This is a genomic window from Pseudomonas putida group bacterium ESBL64 (assembly GCF_045277175.1).
Lineage (GTDB): Bacteria > Pseudomonadota > Gammaproteobacteria > Pseudomonadales > Pseudomonadaceae > Aquipseudomonas > Aquipseudomonas alloputida.
Window position 1 is genome coordinate 2,615,248 of the sequence record NZ_CP145799.1, and the last position, 24,176, is coordinate 2,639,423.

The window sequence follows — 24,176 nt, forward strand, 5'->3', positions numbered from 1 at the left end:
GGCGCCTGGCAGAACGGCGGCCACATTACGCATCCCGTAAACTGTTACCGCCACGCCGAATTGTTACTTCCCTCTACCCGCCTTGATCGCTTTCAAGCACCAAAACGGAGCTGATGCGTATTTTTGCGCACCAAAAAAGATCACGCTTCTTCCTGGCCCTTCACCTGTATCACGATGAACGGCGAAACCACCACCGCCCAGATCTCTGGGTCGCGGCTTTGCAGGTCCAATGCCTGCTCGGCCGATACCGGCCCAACAGTGCCATCACTACGCCACTTGGCGAAGATCTCGCTGCGATTCTCGGCCATCGCCTCAGCAACGGCGATCAGGTCAAGGCAGGGGTCGACCCAAATCAGGTCACCCTTGGCCCAAAAACGCTCCAGCGCTTTCCACTCGATGATTGCCGTCTCGCCAAGCAATTTGGCATAGAGGGTGCTTGTTTGATCAGTCATGGGTGGTATCCGCAAAAAATCGGTCAATAAAAAAGGCCGGCATTTTTGCAGAAAAACCCGGTTTCAAATATGTAATTTGGTCGATTGACCCCGAAGTTGTGGGGCGGGATCGCAGATGCAGGCAGTTTGATGGCGCCTTTCTGTATCTTTCTGTCGATCAAGCGACAACGCAGGAAAGACGCACTTTTCGACCGCTTTTCAAGCGCTCGAACAGCGCTCTACACTGTACCGGTACAGTTCCGGGACATGTTCCGGGGGAAGGTGGGCTAGCGCGTTGGCATGGCCACGCCGCAAATCCCGCCCGGTCTGTAGCCCTGGCCGCCAGGACTATAAGAATTACAACAGAATGAGTGGAGCACTATGATCAAGATTTCCAAGCTGTTCGCCGCAATGGTACTGGCCGGGGTAGCCAGCCATTCGTTTGCCGCCGATACCATCAAGATCGGCATCGCCGGTCCCAAGACGGGTCCTGTGACCCAGTACGGCGACATGCAGTTCATCGGCGCCAAGCAAGCCATCAAGGATATCAACGCCGCGGGCGGCGTGGATGGCAAGATGCTCGAAGCCAAGGAATACGACGACGCCTGCGACCCTAAACAGGCCGTGGCAGTCGCCAACAAAGTGGTCAACGACGGCGTCAAGTTCGTGGTCGGCCACCTGTGCTCCAGCTCCACCCAGCCTGCGTCCGACATCTACGAAGACGAAGGCGTGATCATGATCACCCCGGCCGCCACTTCGCCGGAAATCACCGCCCGTGGCTACAAGCTGATCTTCCGCACCATCGGCCTGGACAGCGCCCAGGGCCCGGCCGCCGGCAACTACATCGCCGACCACGTCAAGCCGAAGGTCGTTGCCGTTCTGCACGACAAGCAGCAGTACGGTGAAGGCATCGCCACCGCCGTCAAGCAAACCCTTGAGAAGAAAGGCACCAAGGTTGCCGTCTTTGAAGGCCTGAATGCCGGTGACAAGGACTTCTCCTCGATCATCCAGAAGCTCAAGCAGAACAACGTCGACTTCGTCTACTACGGCGGCTATCACCCAGAGCTGGGCCTGATCCTGCGCCAGGCTCAGGAAAAAGGCCTGAAAGCCAAGTTCATGGGTCCGGAAGGCGTGGGTAACGACTCCATTTCGCAGATCGCCCAGAACGCCTCCGAAGGCCTGCTGGTCACCCTGCCGAAGTCGTTCGACGCAGACCCGGCGAACAAGAAGATCGTCGACGCCATCAAGGCTGACGGCAAGGACCCAAGTGGCCCGTTCGTATTCCCTGCCTACTCGGCTGTCGAGCTGATCGCTCAAGGCATCAAGAAAGCCGGTTCCGATGATACCGACAAGGTGGCCGAGGCCATCCACAAAGGCACCTTCAAGACCCCGACCGGCGAACTGTCGTTCGACGACAAAGGCGACCTGAAAGACTTCAAGTTCGTGGTCTACGAATGGCACTTCGGCAAGCCGAAGACCGAAGTCTCCCCTCAGTAACTGCGTGACTAATAGCTGACCTACGAGCCCACTGTGCGAGCAGTGGGCTTCGTTTTATGAGGTTCATGGGCCCGATCCCCGCGATCCGGGGGCAGGCTCACCTGAAAATCTTAAAACCGTCACCCGCGGTTTCCTGGCCGTACCCCTGCCAGTGAAATGCAAATCAGGTTTTTAGGAGCGCTGTAATGCCTGAGATCTACCATTTCTTCCAACAACTGGTTAATGGATTGACCATCGGCAGCACCTATGCCTTGATCGCCATCGGCTACACGATGGTGTACGGCATCATTGGCATGATCAACTTCGCCCACGGCGAGGTGTACATGATCGGTTCCTACGTGGCCTTCATCGCCCTGGCGGGCCTGGCCATGATGGGTATCCATTCGCTGCCGATCCTGATGACCGTCGCCTTCGTCGCGACGATCTTCGTCACCAGTGCCTATGGCTACAGCATCGAACGGGTTGCCTACCGCCCCCTGCGCAACAGCAACCGTCTGATCCCGCTGATTTCCGCCATCGGCATGTCGATTTTCCTGCAGAACACGGTCTTGCTTTCGCAGGACTCCAAGGACAAGTCCATCCCCAACCTGATCCCCGGGAGCTTCTCCTTCGGGCCAGGCGGTGCTGAAGAAGTACTGATCAGCTACATGCAAATCCTGGTGTTCGTTGTCACCCTGGTGGCCATGACCCTGCTCACCCTGTTCATCTCTCGTTCCCGCCTGGGCCGCGCCTGCCGCGCCTGTGCCGAGGACATCAAGATGGCCAACCTGCTGGGCATCAACACCAACAACATCATCGCCCTCACCTTCGTCATCGGTGCCGCCCTGGCTGCCGTGGCGGCCGTGCTGCTGAGCATGCAGTACGGGGTGATCAACCCCAACGCCGGTTTCCTGGTGGGCCTGAAGGCTTTCACCGCGGCGGTACTGGGTGGCATCGGCAGCATCCCGGGCGCCATGCTCGGCGGGCTGGTGCTGGGCGTGGCCGAAGCGTTCGGTGCCGATATCTTCGGCGACCAGTACAAGGACGTGGTGGCATTCGGCTTGTTGGTTCTTGTCCTGCTATTCCGGCCGACCGGCATCCTGGGCCGCCCGGAGGTTGAAAAAGTATGAACAGAAATCTCAAACAGGCGTTCTTCAGCGCCTTGCTGGTCTGGGCCGTGGCCTTCCCGGTACTGGGCCTGAAACTGAGCATCGACGGCATCAGCCTGGTCGTGCACAGTCAGGGCTCGTTCACCATCAGCATCATCGCCGTGTGTTCGGTGCTGATGTTCCTGCGCGTGCTGTTCGACAAGCAGTGGAGTTCGGTGATGGGCCGCCGATCGGATCGCAAGCTGATCCCCCCGGCAGTCAGCAACTACCTCACCCTGCCCAAGACCCAGCGCTACGTCATCATCGGGTTGATCGTGATGGCACTGGTATGGCCGTTCTTCGGCTCTCGCGGTGCGGTCGACATCGCCACGCTGATCCTGATCTACGTGTTGCTGGGCCTGGGCCTGAACATCGTGGTCGGCCTGGCGGGCCTGCTCGACCTCGGCTACGTAGGCTTCTATGCCGTCGGTGCCTACAGCTACGCCATGCTCTCGCATTACCTGGGCTGGAGCTTCTGGGTGTGCCTGCCGATTGCCGGCCTGATGGCTGCCACCTTCGGCTTCCTGCTCGGCTTCCCGGTGCTGCGCCTGCGTGGTGACTACCTGGCGATCGTGACCCTCGGTTTCGGTGAGATCATCCGCCTGTTCCTGCGTAACCTCACCGATTGGACCGGCGGCCCCAACGGCATCAGCAACATCCCCAAGCCGGAGTTCTTCGGCCTGACCTTCGAACGCCGTGCGGCCGAGGGCATGCAGACCTTCCACGAGTTCTTCGGGCTGCAATACAACTCGATCAACAAGGTCATCTTCCTGTACCTGGTGGCCCTGCTGCTGGCCCTGCTGGCGTTGTTCGTGATCAACCGCCTGCTGCGCATGCCGATCGGCCGTGCCTGGGAAGCCCTGCGTGAAGACGAGATCGCCTGCCGTGCTCTGGGCCTGAACCCGACCGTGATCAAGCTCTCGGCATTCACCCTGGGTGCCTGCTTCGCCGGTTTCGCCGGCAGCTTCTTCGCCGCGCGCCAAGGCCTGGTGACGCCGGAGTCGTTCACCTTCATCGAGTCGGCGATCATCCTCGCCATCGTCGTGCTGGGTGGCATGGGTTCACAACTGGGCGTGATTCTCGCGGCCATCGTGATGATCCTGCTGCCTGAGCTGATGCGTGAGTTCAGCGAATACCGCATGCTGATGTTCGGTGCGCTGATGGTGTTGATGATGATCTGGCGTCCGCAAGGCCTGCTGCCTATGCAACGTCCACACATGGAGCTGCGTCGATGAGCCGCGAAATTCTGCAAGTCAGCGGCCTGAGCATGCGCTTTGGCGGCTTGTTGGCGGTCAACGGCGTGGGCCTGACCGTCAAGGAGAAACAGGTAGTGGCGCTGATCGGCCCGAACGGCGCCGGCAAGACCACCGTGTTCAACTGCCTGACCGGCTTCTACAAGCCCAGCGACGGCACCATCCTGCTCGATGGCCAGCCGATCCAGGGCCTGGCCGGCCACCAGATCGCCCGCAAAGGCGTGGTGCGGACCTTCCAGAACGTGCGCCTGTTCAAGGAAATGACCGCGCTGGAAAACCTGCTGATTGCCCAGCACCGCCACCTCAACACCAACTTCTTCGCCGGCCTGTTCAAGACCCCGAGTTTCCGCCGCAGCGAGAAGGAAGCCTTGGAGCGTGCGCAGTACTGGCTGGAGAAGGTCAACCTGACCGAGTTCGCCAACCGTACCGCCGGTACCCTCGCCTACGGGCAGCAACGCCGCCTGGAAATCGCCCGCTGCATGATGACCCAGCCACGCATCATCATGCTCGATGAACCGGCAGCCGGCCTGAACCCGAAGGAAACCGAAGACCTCAAGGCTCTGATCGCCTACCTGCGTGAGTCGCACAACGTCACCGTGCTGCTGATCGAGCACGACATGAAGCTGGTGATGAGCATTTCCGACCATATCGTGGTGATCAACCAGGGTACCCCCCTGGCCCATGGCACGCCGGAGGAGATCCGCGACAACCCTGACGTGATCAAAGCCTACCTGGGGGAAGCGTAAATGCTGAAGTTCGAAAACGTTTCCACTTTCTACGGCAAGATCCAGGCGTTGCACAGCGTCAACGTGGAGATCAACCAAGGCGAGATCGTCACCCTGATCGGCGCCAACGGTGCCGGCAAGTCGACCTTGCTGATGACCCTGTGCGGTTCGCCGCAGGCGCACAGCGGCAGCATCAAGTATCTGGGGGAAGAACTGGTCGGCCAGCCGTCCTCGCACATCATGCGCAAGAGCATCGCGGTGGTGCCGGAAGGTCGCCGTGTGTTCTCCCGCCTGACCGTCGAGGAGAATCTGGCGATGGGGGGCTTCTTCACCGACAAGCGCGATTACCAGGAGCAGCTGGACAAGGTGTTACAGCTATTCCCGCGCCTGAAGGAGCGCTATATGCAGCGTGGCGGTACCATGTCCGGTGGCGAGCAACAGATGCTCGCCATTGGCCGGGCACTGATGAGCAAGCCAAAGCTGTTGCTGCTCGACGAGCCTTCGCTGGGCCTGGCGCCGATCATCATCCAGCAGATCTTCGACATCATCGAGCAACTGCGCCGTGATGGCGTGACGGTGTTCCTGGTGGAGCAGAACGCCAACCAGGCGCTGAAGATCGCTGACCGGGCGTACGTGCTGGAAAACGGCCGGGTGGTGATGCAGGGTACCGGTGAAGCCCTGTTGACCGACTCGAAGGTACGCGAAGCGTATCTGGGAGGATAGGTATTTAACGTAGAAAGGAGACAACCGACAGGCTCTCCATTGCGCCTGTCACGTTGCCCGACACCTCAATGCTCTGTAGCCGATGCTACCAAGCATTGAGGTCGTCGGTCTCGGTTCCACGCTAGTCAAGCTGCGCTGCAAAGCCCTTCATGGAACTGGGATTGTTATCAGGACCACTATCGCCAGAAACCAAGACTTTTTGCTCTAAATCGACCTGCAGGCCCCGTAGATTAGTGACCGCATCTCCAAAAGGCGCGAGTATCCTCCAGCCCTGCTCGCCAAATGTAGGATCCAGTACCCCTTTGGCATCATATCGAACCAACAGCACCTGCCGCTGATAACCTGCATTCCGCGTCACTGCGCCTCCCGCCACGGCTACCTTGCCATCGGCCATTTCAGCAATCCCGCCCTCAAGGAAGTCGACCTCAACGCCATCAGGCAGTTCAAAGAGCAACGGTTTACCGCCGTTGAAAGACTGCTCCGGCCGGCCGGTTGCATCTATGCGTACCACCATCCCATAGAAGCGCCAGGGATCACGTGCTGTAAGGTAACCACATGCGACGTATCCGCCGTCCGCCATGATCGCCACGTGAGCAAGCTCCATTTGACTCAGCTCTGGATGAGGGATACCCGCGGATACAGAATCGAAAATCGAATAACCTTCCTCACCGAACGTCTTGTCCAGCGAGCCATCGGCCTTGTACCGACAGAAAAATCCGCGCATCCCAACCGACAGGTCGCCCAGTGTGCCAACCACCACAGCGCCTCCGTCTGCAGAAGCGATAACGGCGGGGGCATTTGTGTCCAAAGTCGGATGCTTAACGCTAACAATGCCAGTGCCATTGAACTCGGCATCCAGCGCTCCGTTTGCTAAACAGCGCAGCAACGAGAAATCACCTGCAAGGCGGTTACCCAGAACCCCGTAAAATTTGCCGTCCTTGGCGGGTGCCAATGCGGCCAGCACTGCCGATGAAAAAACAGAATCCTGACGACCGTCATTGTTTCTTCCACGCCCCGCTGAACTTGCACTCATCTTTTCAACTTTGTGGAAGACCGTGCCGGCCTGCCCAAACGACATATCGACCTCGCCATTGAGCTTGAAGCGGGCCAAGCCCAGCTCCGATGCATTATACAAACCAGCGATTACGCCTCCGTCAGGTTGAGGAATCAACCCTGCAGCGCGCGGAAAATCATCCGTAAACTCAGAAATATTATGGGAGCTGAAACCTCTCAAACCAAACGTCAAATCCGCTGTACCATCATGCTTTACACGCCCTACCATAATCGTTTTACCAAGGCCATCCAGCAAATAACGCTTACCTCCAACGGGGAGAACCAGCGTATTTTTATTGGTGGCCTCGGGAATCGGAAAAGGCACTCGATATTCAATATCAAATCCCGCTGCTTGCTTATTCTGGCCCATGCTTTATATCCTCTAAAACAATTAATAAAGCCCGCAACTATGCAGATGCAGAGGCAAACGATCATCCCTGAAGCAGAAAGCAGCGGGTACATAATTCTTGCCAATCACAAACAGCTTGACTACTGACAAATATAACTAATGGCCCAGGGCTATCACTTCATCAAGTATGCGGGCATTCCTGCTCCGACTCGCGCGTCGTTTTCATAGGGTCTCAATGGAGATAATGTCACTTGTGGAGTGCGTCCGGTCTCAGTAACGTGGCCAGCTCTTTGGCAAAGATTCCCCGGAGTTCGCCCATGCGCCTAACCCCTACCCTGCTGCTGACCACCCTGCTGCCCCTGTTCGGCGGTTGCCAGCTCATGGCTGACGCCCCCAACGACCCGAACATCGGCACCACGCGCATGCAGGGCGAACTGCGTGCCGCCGGTGGCCAGTTGCTGTTCAAGCCGTGCAGCGAAAACCGCACCTTCGTGATCAACGACGTCGCCGCCACCGGCATCCTGCAAGAGGCCGCCAACCTGGCCAAGGATGCCAACGACAAGCTGTTTGCCGATGTCCGAGGGCGCCTTACCGGCAGCAAGCAGGCCACCAACGACGGCCAACTGGAAGTACGCCATCTGTACCGCCTGGAACCTTCCACCCGCGCCTGCGAGGACCCCAACTTCAAACAGCTGACCCTGCGCGCCAATGGCCACGAACCGGGTTGGGACATCAAGGCCAGCGGCAAGGGCATGGTGCTCAACCGCATCGGCAAAGACCCGCTGCCACTGCCATTTCTCGAAGAAGAAGTGCCCGGCGGCGGCCTGACCCTGACCAGCGAAGCCAACGGCCAGCATGTGGAACTGTGGGTCGCCCCGCAACGCTGCGTCGACAGCGCCACCGGCGCCGTGCGTCACCTGCGCGCCGAACTGCGCATCGACGGCCAGACCCTGCGCGGCTGCGGTTACTACGGTGGTGCGCGCGACAACTGATCGCCGGGCGCTTTTATCCTGCCAGTCAGGGCGTCTAACAGCTTATACTTGGCGGTTTGTGTAAAGCCGCCGGCCGCCCATGGCCGGGATACTGGACCCTGCCATGCTACGAATCACCGAACTGAAGCTGCCCCTGGACCATCCCGACGAAGCGCTACGCGAAGCCATCGTCCAGCGCCTGGGCATCCGCGACGAGCAACTGCTCAGCTTCAACCTGTTCAAGCGCAGCTACGATGCGCGCAAGAAGAACAGCGAACTGCTGTTCATCTACACCATCGACCTGGAAGCCAGCAACGAGGCCGAGCTGCTCAGCAAGTTCGCCGATGATCGCAACATCGGCCCAGCCCCAGACGTCACCTACAAGTTTGTCGGCCAGGCCCCGGCAGGCCTGCAGGAGCGCCCGATCGTGGTCGGTTTCGGCCCGTGCGGCATCTTTGCCGGCCTGTTGCTGGCACAAATGGGCTTCAAGCCGATCATCCTCGAACGCGGCAAGGAAGTGCGCCAGCGCACCAAGGACACCTGGGGCCTGTGGCGTAAAAGCGTGCTCAACCCTGAGTCCAACGTGCAGTTCGGTGAAGGCGGCGCCGGTACCTTCTCGGACGGCAAGCTGTACAGCCAGATCAAGGACCCGCAACACCACGGCCGCAAAGTGCTGGAAGAATTCGTCAAGGCCGGTGCGCCAGACGAAATCCTGTACATCAACAAGCCGCACATCGGCACCTTCCGCCTCACCGGCATGGTCGAACAGATGCGCCAGGACATGATCGCCCTGGGGGCCGACGTGCGCTTCCAGGAGAAGGTCACCGACCTGTTGATCGAAGATGGCCAACTGACCGGTGTAGTGCTCGAAAGCGGCGAGCAGTTGCACTCTCGCCATGTGGTATTAGCCCTGGGCCACAGCGCCCGCGACACCTTCCGCATGCTGCACGCAAAAGGTGTCTACATGGAAGCCAAGCCGTTCTCGGTGGGCTTCCGTATCGAGCACCCGCAAACGCTGATCGACAAGGCACGTCTGGGCAAGTACGCCGGCCACCCGAAACTGGGTGCCGCCGACTACAAGCTGGTTTACCACGCCAAGAATGGCCGCTCGGTATACAGCTTCTGCATGTGTCCGGGTGGCACCGTGGTCGCGGCCACCAGCGAGCCTGGGCGGGTCGTCACCAACGGCATGAGCCAGTATTCGCGTAACGAGCGCAACGCCAACTCCGGCATCGTCGTCGGCATCGACCCCGAGCGCGACTACCCGGGTGGCCCGTTGGCCGGTATCGAACTGCAGGAGCGCCTGGAGGCGCACGCCTATGTAATGGGCGGCAGCAACTACCAGGCCCCGGCGCAGCTGGTGGGTGATTTTGTCGCCGGCCGGCCCTCGACCGCACTGGGCAGTGTCGAGCCGTCCTACAAGCCGGGCGTGACCTTGGGTGACCTGGCGCCGAGCCTGCCGGACTTCGCCATCGAGGCGATTCGGGAGGCACTGCCGGCGTTCGACCGGCAGATCAAGGGCTATAACCTGCATGATGCGGTGTTGACCGGGATCGAGACGCGTACCTCGTCGCCACTGCGGATTACCCGCGGTGAGGATTACCAGAGCCTGAACCTCAAAGGGCTGTTCCCGGCGGGTGAAGGGGCCGGGTACGCGGGCGGGATCTTGTCAGCCGGTGTGGATGGCATTCGCATCGCAGAGGCGGTGGCGCGGGATATGCTCGGCCTCTGACTCTTTAGCGACTGACAGGGCCTCTTCGCGGGTAAACCCGCTCCTACACGGAACAATGGTCCCCTGTAGGAGCGGGTTTACCCGCGAAAGGGCCCGGTCCGGCATCAGTCTATTCCAGCACCTACTCCAGCTATTCCAGCACCTACTCCAGACTTCCCCCCATCCTTCCCCAAATCCATCTAGGCTTGCCCCAGGCCTGTCAGCAACAACATATAACAAAAACGAATATGTCTTTTGTTTGAAAGCATATCTCTACAGGCTAGGGTGTACGCCCGCACCCTTCGTAAACTGCTCATGGAGGGCCTACAGCCCGTGCGTAGCCTGTTTACCCGTTTCTTCCAGCTCGAAGCTGCCAGCGGCCTGCTGCTGATCGCCGCCGCCGTTCTGGCCCTGATCATCAACAACTCGCCACTGTCCTACCTGTACGGCGGCTTGCTCGACGTACCCGTCGCCGTCCAGGTCGGCGCGCTGAACATCGCCAAGCCATTGCTACTGTGGATCAACGACGGCCTGATGGCCCTGTTCTTCCTGCTCATCGGCCTGGAGGTCAAACGCGAGGTGGTCGACGGTCACCTGTCCAAGCCCTCACAAGTGATTCTGCCTGCCACCGCAGCCGTGGGCGGCATGGTGGTGCCAGCGCTGATCTACTGGTTCATCAACCGTGACAACCCTGCAGCCGTGGCAGGCTGGGCGATCCCTACCGCCACCGACATCGCCTTCGCCCTCGGCGTCCTGGCCCTGCTCGGCAAGCGCGTACCGGTGTCACTGAAGTTGTTCCTGATGACCCTGGCGATCATCGACGACCTGGGTGCGATCATTGTCATCGCCCTGTTCTACTCCGGCACCCTGTCGAGTGTGTCGCTGCTGCTGGCTGCGGCCTGTCTGGTGGTGCTGGTGGCGATGAACCGGCTTGGCGTCGTCAAGCTCGGGCCCTACATGATCGTTGGCCTGATCCTGTGGGTCTGCGTGCTCAAAAGTGGCGTGCACGCCACTCTGGCCGGTGTCGCCCTGGCCCTTTGCATCCCGCTGCGTACACGCAACGCTGAATCGTCACCTCTTTTGGCGCTGGAACACGCCCTGCACCCTTGGGTGGCCTATGCCATCCTGCCAATTTTCGCCTTCGCCAATGCCGGCGTTTCGCTGGCAGGCATGACCGTAGACAGCTTCACCCACCCCGTGCCGATGGGCATCACGGTCGGCCTGTTGCTGGGCAAGACCGTGGGGGTTTTCGGCCTGACCTGGGTGGCGGTCAAGCTGCGCCTGGCCGCGCTGCCTGCGGGTGCGGGTTGGGGGCAAATTCTGGGGGTGGCGATACTCTGCGGCATTGGCTTCACCATGAGCCTGTTCGTAGGCTCGCTCGCCTTCGCCCCGGGTAGCAGTGAGTATGCCGGCATGGACCGCATGGGTATTCTTACTGGTTCGTTCTTTGCCGCGGTGATCGGCTACGCCGTCACCGCAATGGCCAGCCGCAAAACCAGCGTTGCCTGACTTGGCTGAAGCATGAAAAAACCCCGACTGGCAGCAGCCATGTCGGGGTTTTGTTTTACTGCGCTACGGTCAGTGCGAAACGCGGCTGGTACCGTCAACTGTCATGATGCGCACGCGCTCGCCAACGCGGAAGACTTCGTTCTCCTGCACGGCCTGTACATAGGCGCGCATGCTGCCATCATCTTCACGAACGGTAATTTCGACACCTTGGGTACGGGTCAGGCCTTCTTCTGCTGCGGAACCCGCCAAGCCACCGGCCACGGCACCGATCACGGCAGCCACGATGCTGCCACGGCCACCGCCCACGGCGCTGCCGGCTACACCACCCACGATGGCACCGGCACCGCCGCCAATCGGGGTCTTGGTGCCCTCGATCTTGACCGGGCGCAGGGATTCGATGGTACCCATACGCACGGTTTGCACGCGGCGGGCTTCGTCACGAGAGTAGCTGTCACCGGTCAAGCTCGAGGCACAGCCCCCCAGCAGCAGCGACATGGTGGTAAAGGTCGCCACCAGCAAAGCGGATTTACGCATGGGTAAAGTCTCCATAAGTCAGGTGCTCATTAGACGCTGCACATTGACGGCTGTCACGGTACAAACGTAATAAAATTGTTTTCATTCAGCCGGGGTACAGCCTGCCGGGCTGTGTCGAAAGGCCTTTCAAGTGAGACCAAGAATAGCCATGGATTACTTCATCGTCGTGGTCACCACCGTTACGGGGCTGTATTTCCACTGGTGGTTGTATGTGCGCATGCGCCGCTGGATGGACCGCGACCTGGCGTTGTCGCTGGCAGGGGCCGATCCTGAAAAACGCGCGTTCATGCTGGAAAGGTTGGCGCAGGCGCGCCAGGAGAAGGTGGGGCGTAAGCAACTGGCGGGGTGGTTGGAGCGCGAGGCGGCAGGTTATCCGGGGTAGCTTGATCAATGGCTGGGGCCGCTTGGCGGCCCCAGTTGCTCAGGGCGCCAGCCGCTCTCGCAGCCACTGCCCATCCACCAGCCGATAGTTCAAACGATCATGCAGGCGGCTTGCCCGCCCCTGCCAGAACTCGATGCGCTCGGGCAACAAACGGTATCCCCCCCAATGCTCAGGGCAGTGCGGCTGGGTGTCGGAGAAACGCGCTTCGGTGGCCTTAACCAGGCCCTCCAGCTCTTCACGCCCGGCAATCACGCGGCTCTGTGGCGAAGCCCAAGCCCCTAGGCGACTGCCCAGCGGGCGTACCTGGTAGTAGGCATCCGACTCCTGCGCCGTGACCTTCTGCACCCGGCCCTCAATGCGCACCTGACGTTCCAGGGCCGGCCAGAAGAAGGTCATTGCCGCAAAGGGGTTGGCTTGCAGTTGCTGGCCCTTGGCGCTGTCATAGTTGGTGAAGAAGGTGAAACCCTGCTCGTCGAGCCCCTTCAACAGCAAAACACGGCAATGCGGGCGACCTTCGCCGTCCACCGTGGCCAAGGTCATGGCGTTGGCTTCTACCGGTACCTGCTCGGTTTTCACCGCATCGGCGAACCACTGGTGGAACAGGGCGAACGGCTCCCCTGGTGCCTGGGCTTCGGCCAGGCCATCACGGGTGTAGTCGCGGCGCATATCGGCCAGGGATTGGGTCATTACTGCGGTTCCTTGACGATCAGTTGGTCTTCGCAGGGCTGTTGGCAGCTACTTTCTTGTCAACGGCAGCTTTCTTGGCGGCAGGCTTGGCCGGCGCAGCTTTTTTCTTGGCTGCAGTCTTCGCAGGCGTTTTGGCCTTGGCTACAGGTTTCTTCGCCGCAGCCTTGACGGCCGGTTTGCTGCCAGCGGCCTTGGCGGCTGGTGCCTTGGCATCCTGCACCGCCACCATCGAGGCCGGGACGGGTGCCGGGGCGGCCTGCTGGTATTTGGCCAGCAGCGCGACCATGGTGTTTTGCGGGGTCAGCAACATTTCCACGCGGCGGTTCAGGGCGCGCCCCTCGGCGCTGTCGTTGGCAGCGCGCGGCATCACCGAACCCATGCCCTTGAGGGTCAGGCGGTCACGCTGCAGGCCGCTGAGGCGGAAGATGGCCGATACCGAAGCGGCGCGCTCCAGGCTGAGCTTCTGGTTGGCAACGGCGGCACCGCTGCTGTCGGCATGGCCCAGTACCAGCACGGCAGTCTTGGGGTCGCCTTCGACAGTCTTGGCGACGCGGGTAATCGGGCCCAGGGACATGGGCAGCAACATGTTCGGGCGATCGGGATTGTACGAGCTGTCCACCGGCAGGGTTACCGCCAGCACATTGTCACGACGCTCCAGCTCCAGCTTGCTGTCCTTGATCGCTTCGCGCAGCTTGGGCTCGTATTCGTCCAGCCAGGCCTGCGTGGCCTTCTGATCGATCTTCGGTACCACCGGCCCCTTGGCTTGCTTGTCGTCACCGCCAAACGGCCACCACCAGCGGCTGGAGCTTTCGGATTTGGCATCGGCTTTGGCCACGTTTTCAGTGACGGCTGACTTCACTTCCTGCTCGGCAACCTTGTCCGAACCGAAAGGCCACCAGCTGGAACCACCTTCCTTGGAGCCGTCCGGGGAGTGGCTGGCGCAGCCGGTAACGGCGGTCAGGCACAGGGCGAGTGCTAAGGTTTTATGTGAAGACATCAGCGATACACCATGAAATAGAAAGATATTTTGCCTACGAACTTCAGGCGTTGGCATTGAGAATAGTCAAAGGGGTGTGGCAATACCCGCATTACCCGATCAAAGGCAACTGGCAAGGACGCGTACCAGTTTCTGGGCGCGTGGGTCCATCAGCACGTAAGGGCCGAGGGTATTGACCACAAAACCGAAGGCCACATCGTACTCCGGGTCGGCAAAACCGACCGAACCACCGGCACCGGGGTGGCCAAAGGCGCGGGCGCCGAGACCAAAGGTGGCATTGGCCACATCGGGCTGGTCGAGCATGCAGCCCAGGCCGAAACGGGTCTGGGTGAGCAAGGTACGGTCCTGGCCAAGGCTATGCTCGCGGGTCAGCTCATCGAGCAGTTCGGATTCAAGCAGGCTGCCGTCCAGCAGCCCGGCATAGAACCCTGCCAGGCTGCGTGCGTTGCCATGGCCATTGGCCGCTGGCTGCTGCATGCGCCGCCATTCCGGTTTGTTGGTGCTGGTCAGTATCGCGGGCGGATTGGTAAAGGCACGGGTCGACAGTGCCTCAGGCTCGCGCATGGTCACCTGCAGCAAGCGTTGCGCTGCACTGTCTCCAGCATTGCCCTTGCCACGGGCGATATGCGCCACGCGGTGGAACTCCTCGTCGGCCAGGCCAACATGGAAATCCAGGCCCAATGGGCGGGCGGTGCGGGCCACGATCGAGTCGCCAGGGCCACGGCCGTCGGCACGGCGAATCAGCTCGCCGATCAGCCAGCCAAAGGTGATGGCGGCATAGCCGTGTTCTGTGCCTGGCGTCCACCACGGTGTCTCGGCTGCCAGGGCATCGACCATGATCTGCCAGTCATACAAGGCGTCAGCCGGCAGCAGCTCACGAATGGCCGGCAAGCCGGCACGGTGGCTGAGTAGCTGACGCAAGGTGATCGACTGCTTACCCGCCTGGGCGAACTCGGGCCAGTAGTTGGCCACCGGGGCATCGAGGGCCAGCTTGCCCTCGCCGACCAGCTGCAGGGCGGTAACGGCCGCAAAGGTCTTGGTGCAGGAGAACAGGTTGGCGATGGTATCGCTGTGCCAGGCCTGCTGGCCGTCCTTGTCGGCACTGCCGGCCCACAGGTCAACGACGGTTTCGCCACCCACCTGGATGCACAGCGCGGCGCCACGCTCCTGGGGATCATCGAACAGTGCGGCAAAAGCTTCGCGCACAGCTTCGAACTTCAGCTCATAGTGACCCTGGATCTGCACCCGCTGCTCTCCGTACGACCATTATCCAAAAAGGTGTGCATTGTTTCAGTAGTTGGGTGTTTTGCAAACAGGCTTGGGCCAAGTGGTCGCGACACAAGGCCGCTCTCACCTGGGTTGACTGCATCTGCCTGATCTCAAGGGGCCGGTTTTTCCAGCTCGGCACGCAGTTGGTTCATGGTTTGCAGATTGCTTTTGCGCACGGCATCGACAAACCCTGGATAGGGCATATCGGTAATCGCCACCAACCCGAGGTGGCCGTTCTCACCATCGAGCAGGCGACCGCTGGCCGGTTGGTCGAGGTACTGGAACCAGTGCGCGCCAACGATCATCGGCTGCGCCATGGCGGCCTTGAGGAAGTTTGCATAGGCCGGGCCGCGATCCTCTTCCCGCGCCAGCTCCAATGGCCCCGGCCAGAACGGCCCGCGATCACGCGAGCCGAACTGGAACTCGGACACCAGCACCGGCTTGTCCAGCTCCGCCAGGCGGGCAAAGTCGTAGCCGTCCTGTGGCTTGAGGGTATAGAAGTTGAAGCTCAGAACATCGCAGAACTCGGCACAGGCCTTGACCGCCTCCGGTGTACTGACCGCATAGCGGCCACCCAGGAGCATGTGATTGGGCGCATGCCATTTCAACGAATCGGAAATGGTCTTGAAGTAGGTCTCGGCAAATACCCGCTGGAAGTGCTGGTAGTCCCGTTCGATTTCCGGGTGCTCCGGGTCAGGCAACGGCGCCTCGAAGCCAGGATCTTCCATGAGTTCCCAGGCGGTCAGTTCGATGCCCCAGGCCTTGGACAACCCTTCCTGGTTGCGATACTTGTCGCGCAACTGCTTGAGGAATGCGCGTTTGGCTGGCACGTCGGTGGTCAGGCGCAAGGTGCCGTAGGCCAGGCCATAACGGCTCTTGGGGTCGCTTCCAGGAGCGGCCCAGGCCAGTTCGTTATCGGCGAAGTAGCCGATGAGCCAAGGGTCGTCACGGTGATCACGCGCGGCGATGGCCACGGCACGTTCGGTGGCCATGGCAAAACGCGGGTCGAACGGGTCGGGCATGCGGCCCCACCAGTCCATGCCAGTGCTGATGCTGGCGTAGTCGCCTACGATCGACAGCGGCAAGGTATACGGCATGCGTCTGGCTTGGCCAAGCGTCGGCTCGCTCCAGTTGCCAACAGTGTTGAACCCCCAGGCCTGAAGGCGATCAAGCGCATGCGCCTGCCAGCGGTCGGCATCCAGCACCGGCGGCGCGCAATCGGCTGGCTGGCCCTCCACTGCGGGCGGACAGGGTTTGCCATAGGTACGCTGCAGGTTGGCGGCGTAGAAGTCGAACCAGCGCCCCTGCTTGAAATTGCGCCCTTGCGACGAGGCATTGCCATCGTCGTTGTTGCTTTCGCCATAGAACGCGGCCAGTGCATCGCCCTCAGCGGGCAAGGCCTTGAACATGCCTTCGCGCCCGGCGACATACGTACGCCCGCCGTCTGCCGCCACGGCGTTCACACCCAGGGAATAGAACGGGTGCCCATCCGGCGTTACCAGGTACCAGCGGCCATCACGCTTTTCAGTGCGAAAGAAGCCCTTGGCTGCAAAGGCCGGACCGCCCACCAGGCCACCGTAAGCGTCCAGCTGCTGCTTGCCGCGCTCTGCCAACCAGCCCTTGAGCTGTTGCTGTTCACGGGTATCGGCCGCCTTGAGCTGCTCGTCACTGGATACCTTCTCGGGCCAGTTACCGCGAGTCGACTGGCCATAAGCATCAATCAGCTCGTGGTAGGCCGCCCTGTACGCCTGGTCGTCATCCTGGATACCGACACGCTCGATCAGCAGGCTCTGCGCCACCTTGGGGCTGGGGATGCTCAGGCTGACCGAGGTCACCTGCTTGAGGTCGACTGCACCGGCACTGCTGGTCAAAAGGAGGCGCTGACCACCATGGTTCCAGGGCATCGGCGGGCCGGCGCGCATGCCCTGGTCCAACGGCGAACTGGCCGTGAGGGGCACCAGCACGGTTTGCGCGGGCCCCGCGGGCAGGTCGATACGGCTGGTCAAGGCGCGGCCATCACTGCCTTGCACGGTGACATCCACGGTCAATGCCCAGTCCATGGCACTTTGCAGGCGCAAGGTCAGGAACTGCCCAGCGGACCAGTCCCACACCCCACTCTGCGGGCTCAGGCGTAGGGTCGGCTGCTGGGCCGGGTTGAACACCACACGCCGCAACACCTCGCCCTCGGCCGTTTGTTCCGCGTTGTACTGCGGCATGCCGGCATCCACCGTCGCCACATTAACCACCGAAGCCGGGCGCACGAAGCTGAACAGCGTCTGCTGCCCGGCCAGCAAGGGCGAACTGCACAACAAGGCGAATACGGCGGGCAGGGTGCGGCGGATCATAAGGCTGGGGCTCTCCTTCAGGGCCCTGATGGGCCCAAGACGGGTGATGGACAATGCGCCGGCGCAAGTGCTCCGGCGGTCAGGAAATTTCCCGCCGGAACGGCGGCAGCGCATTGAGAATAGCCTTGCCGTAGCGCTGCGTGACCAAGCGCCGGTCAAGCAAGGTGATAACGCCGCGATCCTGCTCGGTACGCAGAAGGCGGCCGCAGGCCTGGATCAGCTTCAACGAGGCGTCAGGCACGGCAATTTCCATGAACGGGTTGCCGCCACGTGCCTCGATCCACTCGGCCAGCGCAGCTTCGACCGGGTCGTCGGGCACAGCAAAGGGAATTTTGGCGATGACCACGTGCTCGCAATACGCACCCGGCAGGTCGACACCTTCGGCAAAGCTGGCCAGGCCAAACAGCACGCTGTGCTGGCCATCGTCGACCCGCGCCTTGTGCTTGTTCAGTGTTTCCTGCTTTGAAAGGTTGCCCTGGATGAGCACCAGCTTGCGCCAGTCACGGTCCAGACCGTCAAACACATCCTGCATCTGCTTGCGTGACGAGAACAACACCAGCGCGCCACGGGCATCTTCGACGATGTTCGGCAGTTCGCGGATGATCGCCGCGGTGTGCGCTGCTGCATCGCGTGGGTCGGCCTGCAGGTCGGGGACCCGCAACAGGCCGGCATCGCCATGCACGAACGGGCTGGGCACCACGCAGGTGACTGCGTCGCGCGGCAACCCCGAACGCATGCGGAAACGGTCGAACTTGCCCAGCGCGGTCAATGTCGCCGAGGTCACCAGCGCGCCGTGGGCCACGCTCCACAGGCTACGCCGCAGCATATCGGCGGCGAGGATGGGGCTGGCGTTGACTTCGATGTCGAACAGCGCGCCACTTTCGGCCAACGTCAGCCAGCGCGCCATGGGCGGGCTGTCTTCCGGGTCTTCGGCGGTGAAGGCCGTCCACAGCTCCCAGTTACCCTGGGCACGGGTGACCAGGCTGCCGAACAGCGGATACCACTCTTCGGCCTGGTGGCTGGCGATGCCGATATTGACCTCGCCGTCCATGCCTTCCTTGAGCAGGTCAGCCAGGCGGGTGAACAGATCGTTGAGGCGGGCAAAGCCCTTTTTCAGTTCGATGCCCACTTCACGAATCTGCTCCGGCACCACCCCACCCTCGAAACGGTAACGCGGGCGCTCACGGCCTTCGGTGTCCTCGCTGGGACGGAAGTCAGCCACCTGTTCACAAAGGGTGAACATGAACTGCTGCTGGGTGCGTACTTCTCGCGCCAGCTCCGGCACCTGCTCGATGTACTTGCCCAGATCGCCGGGCAGCGGATGCTGGGCCAGCAATTTGGTCAGGTTCTTGGCGGTCTGTTCCAGCCAGTCGGCGGTGGAACGCAGCCGCGAATAATGGGCGAAATGGCCGATGGCCTTGTCTGGCAGATGATGGCCTTCGTCGAACACGTACATGGTATCGCGCGGGTCGGGTAACACCGCTCCGCCACCCAGGGCCAGGTCGGCCAGGACCATGTCGTGGTTGGTGACGATCACATCGACCTTGCCCATGCCTTCGCGGGCCTTGTAAAACACGCACTGCTGGAAGTTGGGGCAGTGGCGGCCGGTGCACTGGCTGTGGTCGGTGGTCAGCCGTGCCCAGTCCTGGTCTTCCAGGGCCTCTGGCCAGCTGTCACGGTCACCGTCCCAGCGGTTGCCGGCAAGCTTCTCGATCATGCTGTTGAACAGCTTCTGGCTGCGCTCGTCGACTTCGATGCGGAAGCCTTCTTCCTCGAACAACTGAGCCGTGGCTGACTGGGCGTGGCCTTCCTGCAACAGGATGTCGAGCTTGGACAGGCACAGATAGCGGCCACGGCCCTTGGCCAGGGCGAAACTGAAGTTGAGGCCGCTGCTGCGCATCAGGTCGGGCAGGTCCTTGAAGACGATCTGTTCCTGCAGGGCCACGGTGGCCGTGGCGATCACCAGGCGTTTGCCGGCGGCCTTGGCCGCCGGGATGGCTGCCAGGCTGTAGGCTACCGTCTTGCCGGTACCGGTGCCCGCTTCCACGGCCACCACGGCAGGCTCGCCAGCGCGGCGGCCTTCATCGTCGCAGGCAATGTCGCCAAGCACCTTGGCCACTTCGGCGATCATCAGGCGCTGGCCATAGCGCGGCTTGAGGCTCTTGGCTTCGAGAAAACGCGAATAGGCGCCCTGGATAGTGGCTTTGAGTTCGTTGCTGATCATGGTCTGCAGGCGCCCGGAGGGCTGGATATATTTTCAGTGTTTCGCATGGGGCGGCTATCATACCCCGCTATTGCCCTTTCTGCCGCATGGAGATCCGAATGCTCGCCTTTGCCCTGCCCTACACCCTGCATGTTCTGGCCGCACTCGTATGGGTCGGCGGCATGTTCTTCGCCTGGCTGGTGCTGCGCCCGGCAACGGTTGCAGCCCTTGAAGGGCCTGCCCGCCTGCGCTTGTGGGTGGAAGTTTTCCGACGCTTCTTCGGCTGGGTCTGGCTGGCGGTGGCGATTTTGGCGATAAGTGGTATCGGCATGTTGCACATGCGCTTCAGCGGTTTCGAGACGGCGCCCCGGTACGTGCACGTGATGATCGGTGGCGGGATCGCCATGTTTGCCTTGTTCATGCGCATTCAGGCGTTGCTGCTGCCGGAATTGAAGGCAGCGGTGCAGGCCGAGGACTGGCCGACGGGTGCGGCGGTACTGGGGCGCATTCGGCGGATGGTGGGGGTCAATCTGCTGCTGGGGCTGGCAGTGGTGGCGGTGGCCAGTTCGCGACTGGTCATCTGACAGGCGCTGCGTGCAACCTGCAGCGAAGCCGGTGCCACGGTGCATGGCACCGGCGTTGCCGGTGTTCGTGGGCAAGCCCGCTCCGGCAAGGGGTCGCAGTGAGCATCAGAGGCGCTGCAAGATCAGTTCACCCGCGGCGCCTCCCGCGGACGGGGAATGGACATGACATGGAAGATTCCCGTCAACAGGATTTGCAAACGGTCAAACCAACGGTGACTGCGCCCGCGCAGGCTGCGATTGAAAAACAGCACTTCAAGCAGGTGCAGGCCAAACAAGACGATGCCTGCGGCATTGATCAGCAGATTGAAGGGCAAGGGTTGTGGCATCAGCTGATTGAACAGCACCACCCCCCAGAAAGCGACCGTCAGGACCTTGCCCAGGCCCAGGATGAACTTCATACCACGCCCCTATAGAGAGTTGTCATGTCGAGGTGGCCTGATCGAGCAAACCGTGCGAACAACATTAACGGCAATGCCAAGACAGGCACCAGCACCACTCAGTTGAGGTGCAGCTCCACCCGTCGGTTGCGCGCGCGGCCCTCCTCGGTTTCGTTGTCGGTAACCGGTTCGCTTTCCCCACGGCCCTGGCTGGTGACCTTGCCCATCTCCAAGCCCTGGCCGATCAGGTACTCGGCAACGCTACTGGCGCGGCGTTCGGAAAGTGCCTGGTTGTAGCTGTCGGAGCCCACACCGTCGGTGTGCCCGATCACACGAACCTTGGCCACCGTCGGTGAATTGAGCTTCTCCACCAGGCCTTGCAGGCGTTGCTGGGCCGCCGGCGTCAGTTCGGCGGAGTCGAAGGCGAACATCACCGCGCCGTTGTCATCGAGGGTGATCACCTCTGGCGAGGGTTCGGGTGCACTGGCAGGTGGCGCGGCCGGGTACTGTTTCAGTGGGCAGCCCATGTGATCGACCGCCGTGTTGGCCGGGGTCTCGGGGCAGTGATCGCGCCGGTCGAAAATGCCGTCACCATCTTCGTCACCGTCCTGGGCGTAACAAATCAGCCCGCCGGCGATGGCGCCCAAGGCGCCACCACCGGCAGCCCAGGAAGAACTCTCGATGGCACCAAGGCCACCACCGACCAAGCCGCCCAGCAGGCTGCAGATGGGCCAGGTCCTTTGATTGAGGGGCGCGCTGCCATCGCTGTGCGTAGCGCAGCCCGCGAGCAGGCTGGCAGCCACCAACAGCGGCAATGCCGCCTTCGACGTCACACTCATGCTGAATGCTCCTGTGTCATTGGCCACAAACGGCTGGCCGGCATGAAGACGCGCCCGTGCCACTGCTCGAGGCACGGGCGCCCGCCGTCTTACCGCTGGATCTTGATCTCGGTACGACGGTTCATGGCACGCCCTTCGGCCGTGGCGTTGTCTGCCACCGGCTGGGTTTCACCCGCGCCGACCACCGAAACGAAGCTGCTGCGCGGTACACCGCTCTCGACCAGGTAATCGGTCACCGAATGGGCACGTCGCTCGGACAGTTTCTGGTTGTAGCTGTCGGAACCGACGCTGTCGGTATGGCCGCTGACGCTAAGGCGGGCAGAGGGCGCTTCCTGTTTCAGGCGCGTGGCAATGGTATTGAGGCGCTCTTTGTCACTGGCCGTCAGGCGCGCAGAATCGAACTCGAAGTGCACATCGCGGATGACAATGACTTCTTCCTTCTGCACCACCACTTCTTCGACCACCGCAACCGGCTCAGGCGGGCATCCGTTGGCATCGACCTGCACACCACGCGGGGTGCCAGGGCACTTGTCACGGCTGTCGGGCACGCCGTCGCCATCCTCGTCGCCATCGCCATGGGCCCAGCAATAGCCCGCCGCCAGGCCACCGCCCAGCAACGCGCCCCAGCCAGCCCAGCTGGAGCTTTCGATGGCGCCCAGGGCGGCGCCGCCTACACCCCCGACGGCGGCACATTTCGGCCAGTCGGTTTTTTGCAAACCTGCACAACCAGTCAACACACTGGTGAGCAGTACCAGGGGTAACGCTGTGCGTACTATGCTCATTTCATTGCTTCTCCTAGGGGGAATCGGCATAAGGCCGATCTCTGGGAGTAAAGACCGCGCATTCCAACCCTGCCAGCAATAAGCTACGACACGGTCACATGCCCCTTTGCCCGCACGCCGCAGCCCGCTAGTCTTGGATGACTTGAACGAGGAATGGCAATGACCGAAGGTTTCTCCAAACGCACCCCGCAACAGGCCCTGGCAGCCCTGCTCGAGCGCTTCACTCCACAACGGCTGCTGCTGGTGGGTACGCGCTTCCCAGCGCTGGACGCTTTCGCCCAGGCACACCCCCAGGTAACCATCGACACCGCCGCCCCCGGGCCGCTGCCGGCTGAACTGGCCGCCAAGCGCTTTGACCTGGCGGTACTGGTGGACTGCCTGGAGCACTTGCCCAAGCGCACCGGCCTGGAGCTGCTCGGCGGCATTCGCAACCTCAATGCCAGCCGGGTTGCAGTGCTGGCCGACCTGGCTGCCTGCGGCTGGCAGGACACCGACTTTTTCGCCCTGGCCATGTCGGCCAGCGAGAAATTCTGCCGTGAGCAACAGGTTTTGAACCTGTTCACCTATGATCTACATGACTATAAGCAGGTCCCGGACTGGCTCAATGCCAGGTTCTGGGCCAACCCTGAAAACTTCGGCAAGTACTGGTGGTGATGATGAGTGTCTCGGTCTGCCCTTGTGGCAGTGGCAACCTGCTTGACGCCTGCTGCGGGCATTACCATGCCGGTACCCCGGCACCGGATGCCCAGGCCCTGATGCGCTCACGCTACAGTGCCTACGTGCTGGGCCTGGTCGACTACCTGGTAGCCACCACCCTACCGGCCCAGCAAGCCGGCCTGGACCGTGCTGCCATGGCCGACTGGAGTGCACAGAGCACCTGGCTGGGCCTGGAGGTGGAAAGCGCAGAAGTGCTGGGCGGCCAACCCGAGCACAGCTTCGTCACCTTCACCGCACGCTGGCACGACCAAGAAGGCGATCATCAGCACCGCGAACGCTCGGCGTTCGTCCAGCATGCCGGCCGCTGGTACTTCATCGACCCAACGGTCGGGTTGAAGGCCGGGCGCAACGACCCCTGCCCCTGCGCCAGCGGGCACAAATTCAAGAAATGCTGCGCCAGCTACGTAGGGAACTGAACATGATCAAGCGCACCCGTCTGCTACTGCTCGGTGCGCTACTGGCATGGCTGACGGGCTGTGCCAGTTGGGGTGAGGACTGGCGCGAACCCGAAGTGCATCTGGTCGAGGTCGAAACGGTCAAGGCCAGGTTGCTGGAACAGGAGTTCGTGTTGCACCTGCGGGTCGACAACCCCAATGACAGCCGCCTGTTCATTCGTAACGTGTCGTATGCAATACGCCTCAATGACCTGCTACTGGTGCAGGATGAAGCCAGCGTATGGCGCAGCGTGGGCAGGCATGCAGGGCGCACTTTCAAGATCACCGCACGAACCAACCTGTGGCAGCACCTGAAGCCACTGGCCAAGCTGCTCAGAAGCAAGCAGCCGCTGCATTACACCCTGCAGGGCGAACTGGCGACCGGGTTGCTCATCCATCGGGACCTGCACATCTCGCGCAGTGGTGAGATAATCCCCGGCGATCACATACCGGAGTAACCCTGCAATGTCCCAACAACCCCACGTTCATGGCCCTGACTGCAACCATGACCATGATCACCACCACGACCACGGCCATGTACACGGCCCGCACTGCAACCACGGCCACCAGGAGCCGGTGCGCAACGCCCTGAAGGACGTTGGCCGTAACGACCCGTGCCCGTGCGGTAGCGAAAAGAAGTACAAGAAGTGCCACGGCGCCTGATCGACTGACGCCAT

At 61.6% G+C, this 24,176-nt stretch carries 25 protein-coding genes; 14 read left to right on the top strand and 11 right to left on the bottom strand.

Features of this window, described 5'->3' with window-relative positions:
* Positions 1-140 precede the first annotated feature (140 nt).
* Positions 141-452 carry a DUF2288 domain-containing protein gene (locus tag V6093_RS11945; RefSeq protein ID WP_004576203.1) on the bottom strand — a complete coding sequence of 104 codons (312 nt, stop codon included), beginning with the start codon at positions 450-452 and terminating at the stop codon, positions 141-143.
* 360 nt (positions 453-812) lie between these two features.
* Between V6093_RS11945 and V6093_RS11950 the strand changes: the two genes are divergently transcribed.
* The 5 genes from V6093_RS11950 to V6093_RS11970 all read left to right on the top strand — a co-directional run bounded on the left by V6093_RS11950 (position 813) and on the right by V6093_RS11970 (position 5,756).
* Positions 813-1,928: a branched-chain amino acid ABC transporter substrate-binding protein gene (locus V6093_RS11950; protein WP_012051426.1), complete on the top strand. Its 1,116-nt coding sequence runs from the start codon at positions 813-815 to the stop codon at positions 1,926-1,928.
* A gap of 185 nt (positions 1,929-2,113) precedes the next feature.
* Entirely contained in the window at positions 2,114-3,037 is a 924-nt protein-coding gene (gene livH, locus V6093_RS11955) for a high-affinity branched-chain amino acid ABC transporter permease LivH (protein WP_008097482.1), read from the top strand.
* The gene (locus V6093_RS11960) at positions 3,034-4,290 is read left to right on the top strand and encodes a high-affinity branched-chain amino acid ABC transporter permease LivM (protein WP_003254877.1); all 1,257 of its coding nucleotides are present in this window, start codon (positions 3,034-3,036) and stop codon (positions 4,288-4,290) included. Before livH ends, V6093_RS11960 begins: the two co-directional genes overlap by 4 nt.
* Entirely contained in the window at positions 4,287-5,054 is a 768-nt protein-coding gene (gene livG / locus V6093_RS11965; protein ID WP_047605048.1) for a high-affinity branched-chain amino acid ABC transporter ATP-binding protein LivG, read from the top strand. The genes V6093_RS11960 and livG overlap by 4 nt, the downstream gene beginning before the upstream one ends.
* On the top strand, positions 5,055-5,756 hold the full coding sequence (locus tag V6093_RS11970) for an ABC transporter ATP-binding protein (protein WP_047605047.1): 702 nt from the start codon (positions 5,055-5,057) through the stop codon (positions 5,754-5,756).
* Positions 5,757-5,877: 121 nt separating this feature from the next.
* On the opposite strand, the gene V6093_RS11975 is transcribed toward V6093_RS11970, so the two are convergent.
* On the bottom strand, positions 5,878-7,179 hold the full coding sequence (locus V6093_RS11975) for a hypothetical protein (protein ID WP_047605046.1): 1,302 nt from the start codon (positions 7,177-7,179) through the stop codon (positions 5,878-5,880).
* A 296-nt stretch (positions 7,180-7,475) separates the two neighbouring features.
* Between V6093_RS11975 and V6093_RS11980 the strand changes: the two genes are divergently transcribed.
* From V6093_RS11980 to nhaA, 3 genes are all read left to right on the top strand, one after another.
* A complete protein-coding gene (locus V6093_RS11980) occupies positions 7,476-8,150 on the top strand; it encodes a COG3650 family protein (protein WP_267828476.1) in 675 nt (224 codons plus the stop codon).
* Positions 8,151-8,253: 103 nt separating this feature from the next.
* Positions 8,254-9,861 (top strand): NAD(P)/FAD-dependent oxidoreductase, encoded by a 1,608-nt coding sequence (locus V6093_RS11985; RefSeq protein ID WP_003254881.1) that lies wholly within the window; start codon positions 8,254-8,256, stop codon positions 9,859-9,861.
* A gap of 294 nt (positions 9,862-10,155) precedes the next feature.
* On the top strand, positions 10,156-11,349 hold the full coding sequence (gene nhaA, locus V6093_RS11990) for a Na+/H+ antiporter NhaA (protein ID WP_179052744.1): 1,194 nt from the start codon (positions 10,156-10,158) through the stop codon (positions 11,347-11,349).
* Between the two features lie 69 nt (positions 11,350-11,418).
* Here nhaA and V6093_RS11995 read toward each other — a convergent pair whose 3' ends face one another.
* Complete coding sequence (locus tag V6093_RS11995) at positions 11,419-11,883, bottom strand: glycine zipper 2TM domain-containing protein (RefSeq protein ID WP_003254883.1); 465 nt, start codon at positions 11,881-11,883, stop codon at positions 11,419-11,421.
* Positions 11,884-12,031: 148 nt separating this feature from the next.
* On the opposite strand from V6093_RS11995, the gene V6093_RS12000 reads away from it, so the two are divergent.
* Positions 12,032-12,265 (top strand): hypothetical protein, encoded by a 234-nt coding sequence (locus V6093_RS12000; protein WP_003254884.1) that lies wholly within the window; start codon positions 12,032-12,034, stop codon positions 12,263-12,265.
* 39 nt (positions 12,266-12,304) lie between these two features.
* Here V6093_RS12000 and pdxH read toward each other — a convergent pair whose 3' ends face one another.
* The 5 genes from pdxH to dinG form a co-directional block, all read right to left on the bottom strand.
* Positions 12,305-12,952, bottom strand: a complete 648-nt coding sequence (pdxH, locus tag V6093_RS12005) for a pyridoxamine 5'-phosphate oxidase (protein ID WP_003254885.1) — start codon at positions 12,950-12,952, stop codon at positions 12,305-12,307.
* 19 nt (positions 12,953-12,971) lie between these two features.
* Entirely contained in the window at positions 12,972-13,949 is a 978-nt protein-coding gene (locus tag V6093_RS12010) for an OmpA family protein (RefSeq protein WP_003254886.1), read from the bottom strand.
* A gap of 99 nt (positions 13,950-14,048) precedes the next feature.
* Positions 14,049-15,194: a serine hydrolase domain-containing protein gene (locus tag V6093_RS12015; RefSeq protein ID WP_406669805.1), complete on the bottom strand. Its 1,146-nt coding sequence runs from the start codon at positions 15,192-15,194 to the stop codon at positions 14,049-14,051.
* A 134-nt stretch (positions 15,195-15,328) separates the two neighbouring features.
* Positions 15,329-17,563, bottom strand: a complete 2,235-nt coding sequence (locus tag V6093_RS12020) for a beta-galactosidase (RefSeq protein WP_047605043.1) — start codon at positions 17,561-17,563, stop codon at positions 15,329-15,331.
* Between the two features lie 79 nt (positions 17,564-17,642).
* Positions 17,643-19,787: an ATP-dependent DNA helicase DinG gene (dinG, locus tag V6093_RS12025; RefSeq protein ID WP_003254889.1), complete on the bottom strand. Its 2,145-nt coding sequence runs from the start codon at positions 19,785-19,787 to the stop codon at positions 17,643-17,645.
* Between the two features lie 98 nt (positions 19,788-19,885).
* Between dinG and V6093_RS12030 the strand changes: the two genes are divergently transcribed.
* The gene (locus tag V6093_RS12030) at positions 19,886-20,350 is read left to right on the top strand and encodes a CopD family protein (protein ID WP_010952286.1); all 465 of its coding nucleotides are present in this window, start codon (positions 19,886-19,888) and stop codon (positions 20,348-20,350) included.
* A 122-nt stretch (positions 20,351-20,472) separates the two neighbouring features.
* On the opposite strand, the gene V6093_RS12035 is transcribed toward V6093_RS12030, so the two are convergent.
* The 3 genes from V6093_RS12035 to V6093_RS12045 all read right to left on the bottom strand — a co-directional run bounded on the left by V6093_RS12035 (position 20,473) and on the right by V6093_RS12045 (position 22,348).
* The gene (locus V6093_RS12035; protein WP_003254892.1) at positions 20,473-20,748 is read right to left on the bottom strand and encodes a DUF1145 domain-containing protein; all 276 of its coding nucleotides are present in this window, start codon (positions 20,746-20,748) and stop codon (positions 20,473-20,475) included.
* Positions 20,749-20,846: 98 nt separating this feature from the next.
* Positions 20,847-21,566 (bottom strand): OmpA family protein, encoded by a 720-nt coding sequence (locus V6093_RS12040; RefSeq protein ID WP_047605042.1) that lies wholly within the window; start codon positions 21,564-21,566, stop codon positions 20,847-20,849.
* 89 nt (positions 21,567-21,655) lie between these two features.
* Positions 21,656-22,348 carry an OmpA family protein gene (locus V6093_RS12045; RefSeq protein ID WP_010952284.1) on the bottom strand — a complete coding sequence of 231 codons (693 nt, stop codon included), beginning with the start codon at positions 22,346-22,348 and terminating at the stop codon, positions 21,656-21,658.
* Positions 22,349-22,507: 159 nt separating this feature from the next.
* Here V6093_RS12045 and V6093_RS12050 point away from each other — a divergent pair, with 159 nt between their 5' ends.
* Genes V6093_RS12050 through V6093_RS12065 form a run of 4 tightly spaced genes read left to right on the top strand, consistent with a single transcriptional unit; the run spans position 22,508 to position 24,162 of the window.
* Positions 22,508-23,002, top strand: coding sequence for a DUF6231 family protein (locus V6093_RS12050; RefSeq protein ID WP_004576211.1), 495 nt, complete (start codon positions 22,508-22,510; stop codon positions 23,000-23,002).
* A gap of 2 nt (positions 23,003-23,004) precedes the next feature.
* A complete protein-coding gene (locus V6093_RS12055) occupies positions 23,005-23,481 on the top strand; it encodes a YchJ family protein (RefSeq protein WP_265979785.1) in 477 nt (158 codons plus the stop codon).
* Between the two features lie 2 nt (positions 23,482-23,483).
* Positions 23,484-23,957, top strand: a complete 474-nt coding sequence (locus V6093_RS12060) for an LEA type 2 family protein (protein WP_047605041.1) — start codon at positions 23,484-23,486, stop codon at positions 23,955-23,957.
* 7 nt (positions 23,958-23,964) lie between these two features.
* Positions 23,965-24,162: an SEC-C metal-binding domain-containing protein gene (locus tag V6093_RS12065; RefSeq protein WP_003254900.1), complete on the top strand. Its 198-nt coding sequence runs from the start codon at positions 23,965-23,967 to the stop codon at positions 24,160-24,162.
* Positions 24,163-24,176 lie beyond the last annotated feature (14 nt).

What these genes read in the sequence shown, in the direction of transcription:
- V6093_RS11945 (WP_004576203.1), bottom strand. Translation starts at nt 452, where the DNA reads ATGACTGATCAAACAAGCACCCTCTATGCCAAATTGCTTGGCGAGACG.
- V6093_RS11950 (WP_012051426.1), top strand. Translation starts at nt 813, where the DNA reads ATGATCAAGATTTCCAAGCTGTTCGCCGCAATGGTACTGGCCGGGGTA.
- livH (WP_008097482.1), top strand. Translation starts at nt 2,114, where the DNA reads ATGCCTGAGATCTACCATTTCTTCCAACAACTGGTTAATGGATTGACC.
- V6093_RS11960 (WP_003254877.1), top strand. Translation starts at nt 3,034, where the DNA reads ATGAACAGAAATCTCAAACAGGCGTTCTTCAGCGCCTTGCTGGTCTGG.
- livG (WP_047605048.1), top strand. Translation starts at nt 4,287, where the DNA reads ATGAGCCGCGAAATTCTGCAAGTCAGCGGCCTGAGCATGCGCTTTGGC.
- V6093_RS11970 (WP_047605047.1), top strand. Translation starts at nt 5,055, where the DNA reads ATGCTGAAGTTCGAAAACGTTTCCACTTTCTACGGCAAGATCCAGGCG.
- V6093_RS11975 (WP_047605046.1), bottom strand. Translation starts at nt 7,179, where the DNA reads ATGGGCCAGAATAAGCAAGCAGCGGGATTTGATATTGAATATCGAGTG.
- V6093_RS11980 (WP_267828476.1), top strand. Translation starts at nt 7,476, where the DNA reads ATGCGCCTAACCCCTACCCTGCTGCTGACCACCCTGCTGCCCCTGTTC.
- V6093_RS11985 (WP_003254881.1), top strand. Translation starts at nt 8,254, where the DNA reads ATGCTACGAATCACCGAACTGAAGCTGCCCCTGGACCATCCCGACGAA.
- nhaA (WP_179052744.1), top strand. Translation starts at nt 10,156, where the DNA reads ATGGAGGGCCTACAGCCCGTGCGTAGCCTGTTTACCCGTTTCTTCCAG.
- V6093_RS11995 (WP_003254883.1), bottom strand. Translation starts at nt 11,883, where the DNA reads ATGCGTAAATCCGCTTTGCTGGTGGCGACCTTTACCACCATGTCGCTG.
- V6093_RS12000 (WP_003254884.1), top strand. Translation starts at nt 12,032, where the DNA reads ATGGATTACTTCATCGTCGTGGTCACCACCGTTACGGGGCTGTATTTC.
- pdxH (WP_003254885.1), bottom strand. Translation starts at nt 12,952, where the DNA reads ATGACCCAATCCCTGGCCGATATGCGCCGCGACTACACCCGTGATGGC.
- V6093_RS12010 (WP_003254886.1), bottom strand. Translation starts at nt 13,949, where the DNA reads ATGTCTTCACATAAAACCTTAGCACTCGCCCTGTGCCTGACCGCCGTT.
- V6093_RS12020 (WP_047605043.1), bottom strand. Translation starts at nt 17,563, where the DNA reads ATGATCCGCCGCACCCTGCCCGCCGTATTCGCCTTGTTGTGCAGTTCG.
- dinG (WP_003254889.1), bottom strand. Translation starts at nt 19,787, where the DNA reads ATGATCAGCAACGAACTCAAAGCCACTATCCAGGGCGCCTATTCGCGT.
- V6093_RS12030 (WP_010952286.1), top strand. Translation starts at nt 19,886, where the DNA reads ATGCTCGCCTTTGCCCTGCCCTACACCCTGCATGTTCTGGCCGCACTC.
- V6093_RS12035 (WP_003254892.1), bottom strand. Translation starts at nt 20,748, where the DNA reads ATGAAGTTCATCCTGGGCCTGGGCAAGGTCCTGACGGTCGCTTTCTGG.
- V6093_RS12040 (WP_047605042.1), bottom strand. Translation starts at nt 21,566, where the DNA reads ATGAGTGTGACGTCGAAGGCGGCATTGCCGCTGTTGGTGGCTGCCAGC.
- V6093_RS12045 (WP_010952284.1), bottom strand. Translation starts at nt 22,348, where the DNA reads ATGAGCATAGTACGCACAGCGTTACCCCTGGTACTGCTCACCAGTGTG.
- V6093_RS12050 (WP_004576211.1), top strand. Translation starts at nt 22,508, where the DNA reads ATGACCGAAGGTTTCTCCAAACGCACCCCGCAACAGGCCCTGGCAGCC.
- V6093_RS12055 (WP_265979785.1), top strand. Translation starts at nt 23,005, where the DNA reads ATGAGTGTCTCGGTCTGCCCTTGTGGCAGTGGCAACCTGCTTGACGCC.
- V6093_RS12060 (WP_047605041.1), top strand. Translation starts at nt 23,484, where the DNA reads ATGATCAAGCGCACCCGTCTGCTACTGCTCGGTGCGCTACTGGCATGG.
- V6093_RS12065 (WP_003254900.1), top strand. Translation starts at nt 23,965, where the DNA reads ATGTCCCAACAACCCCACGTTCATGGCCCTGACTGCAACCATGACCAT.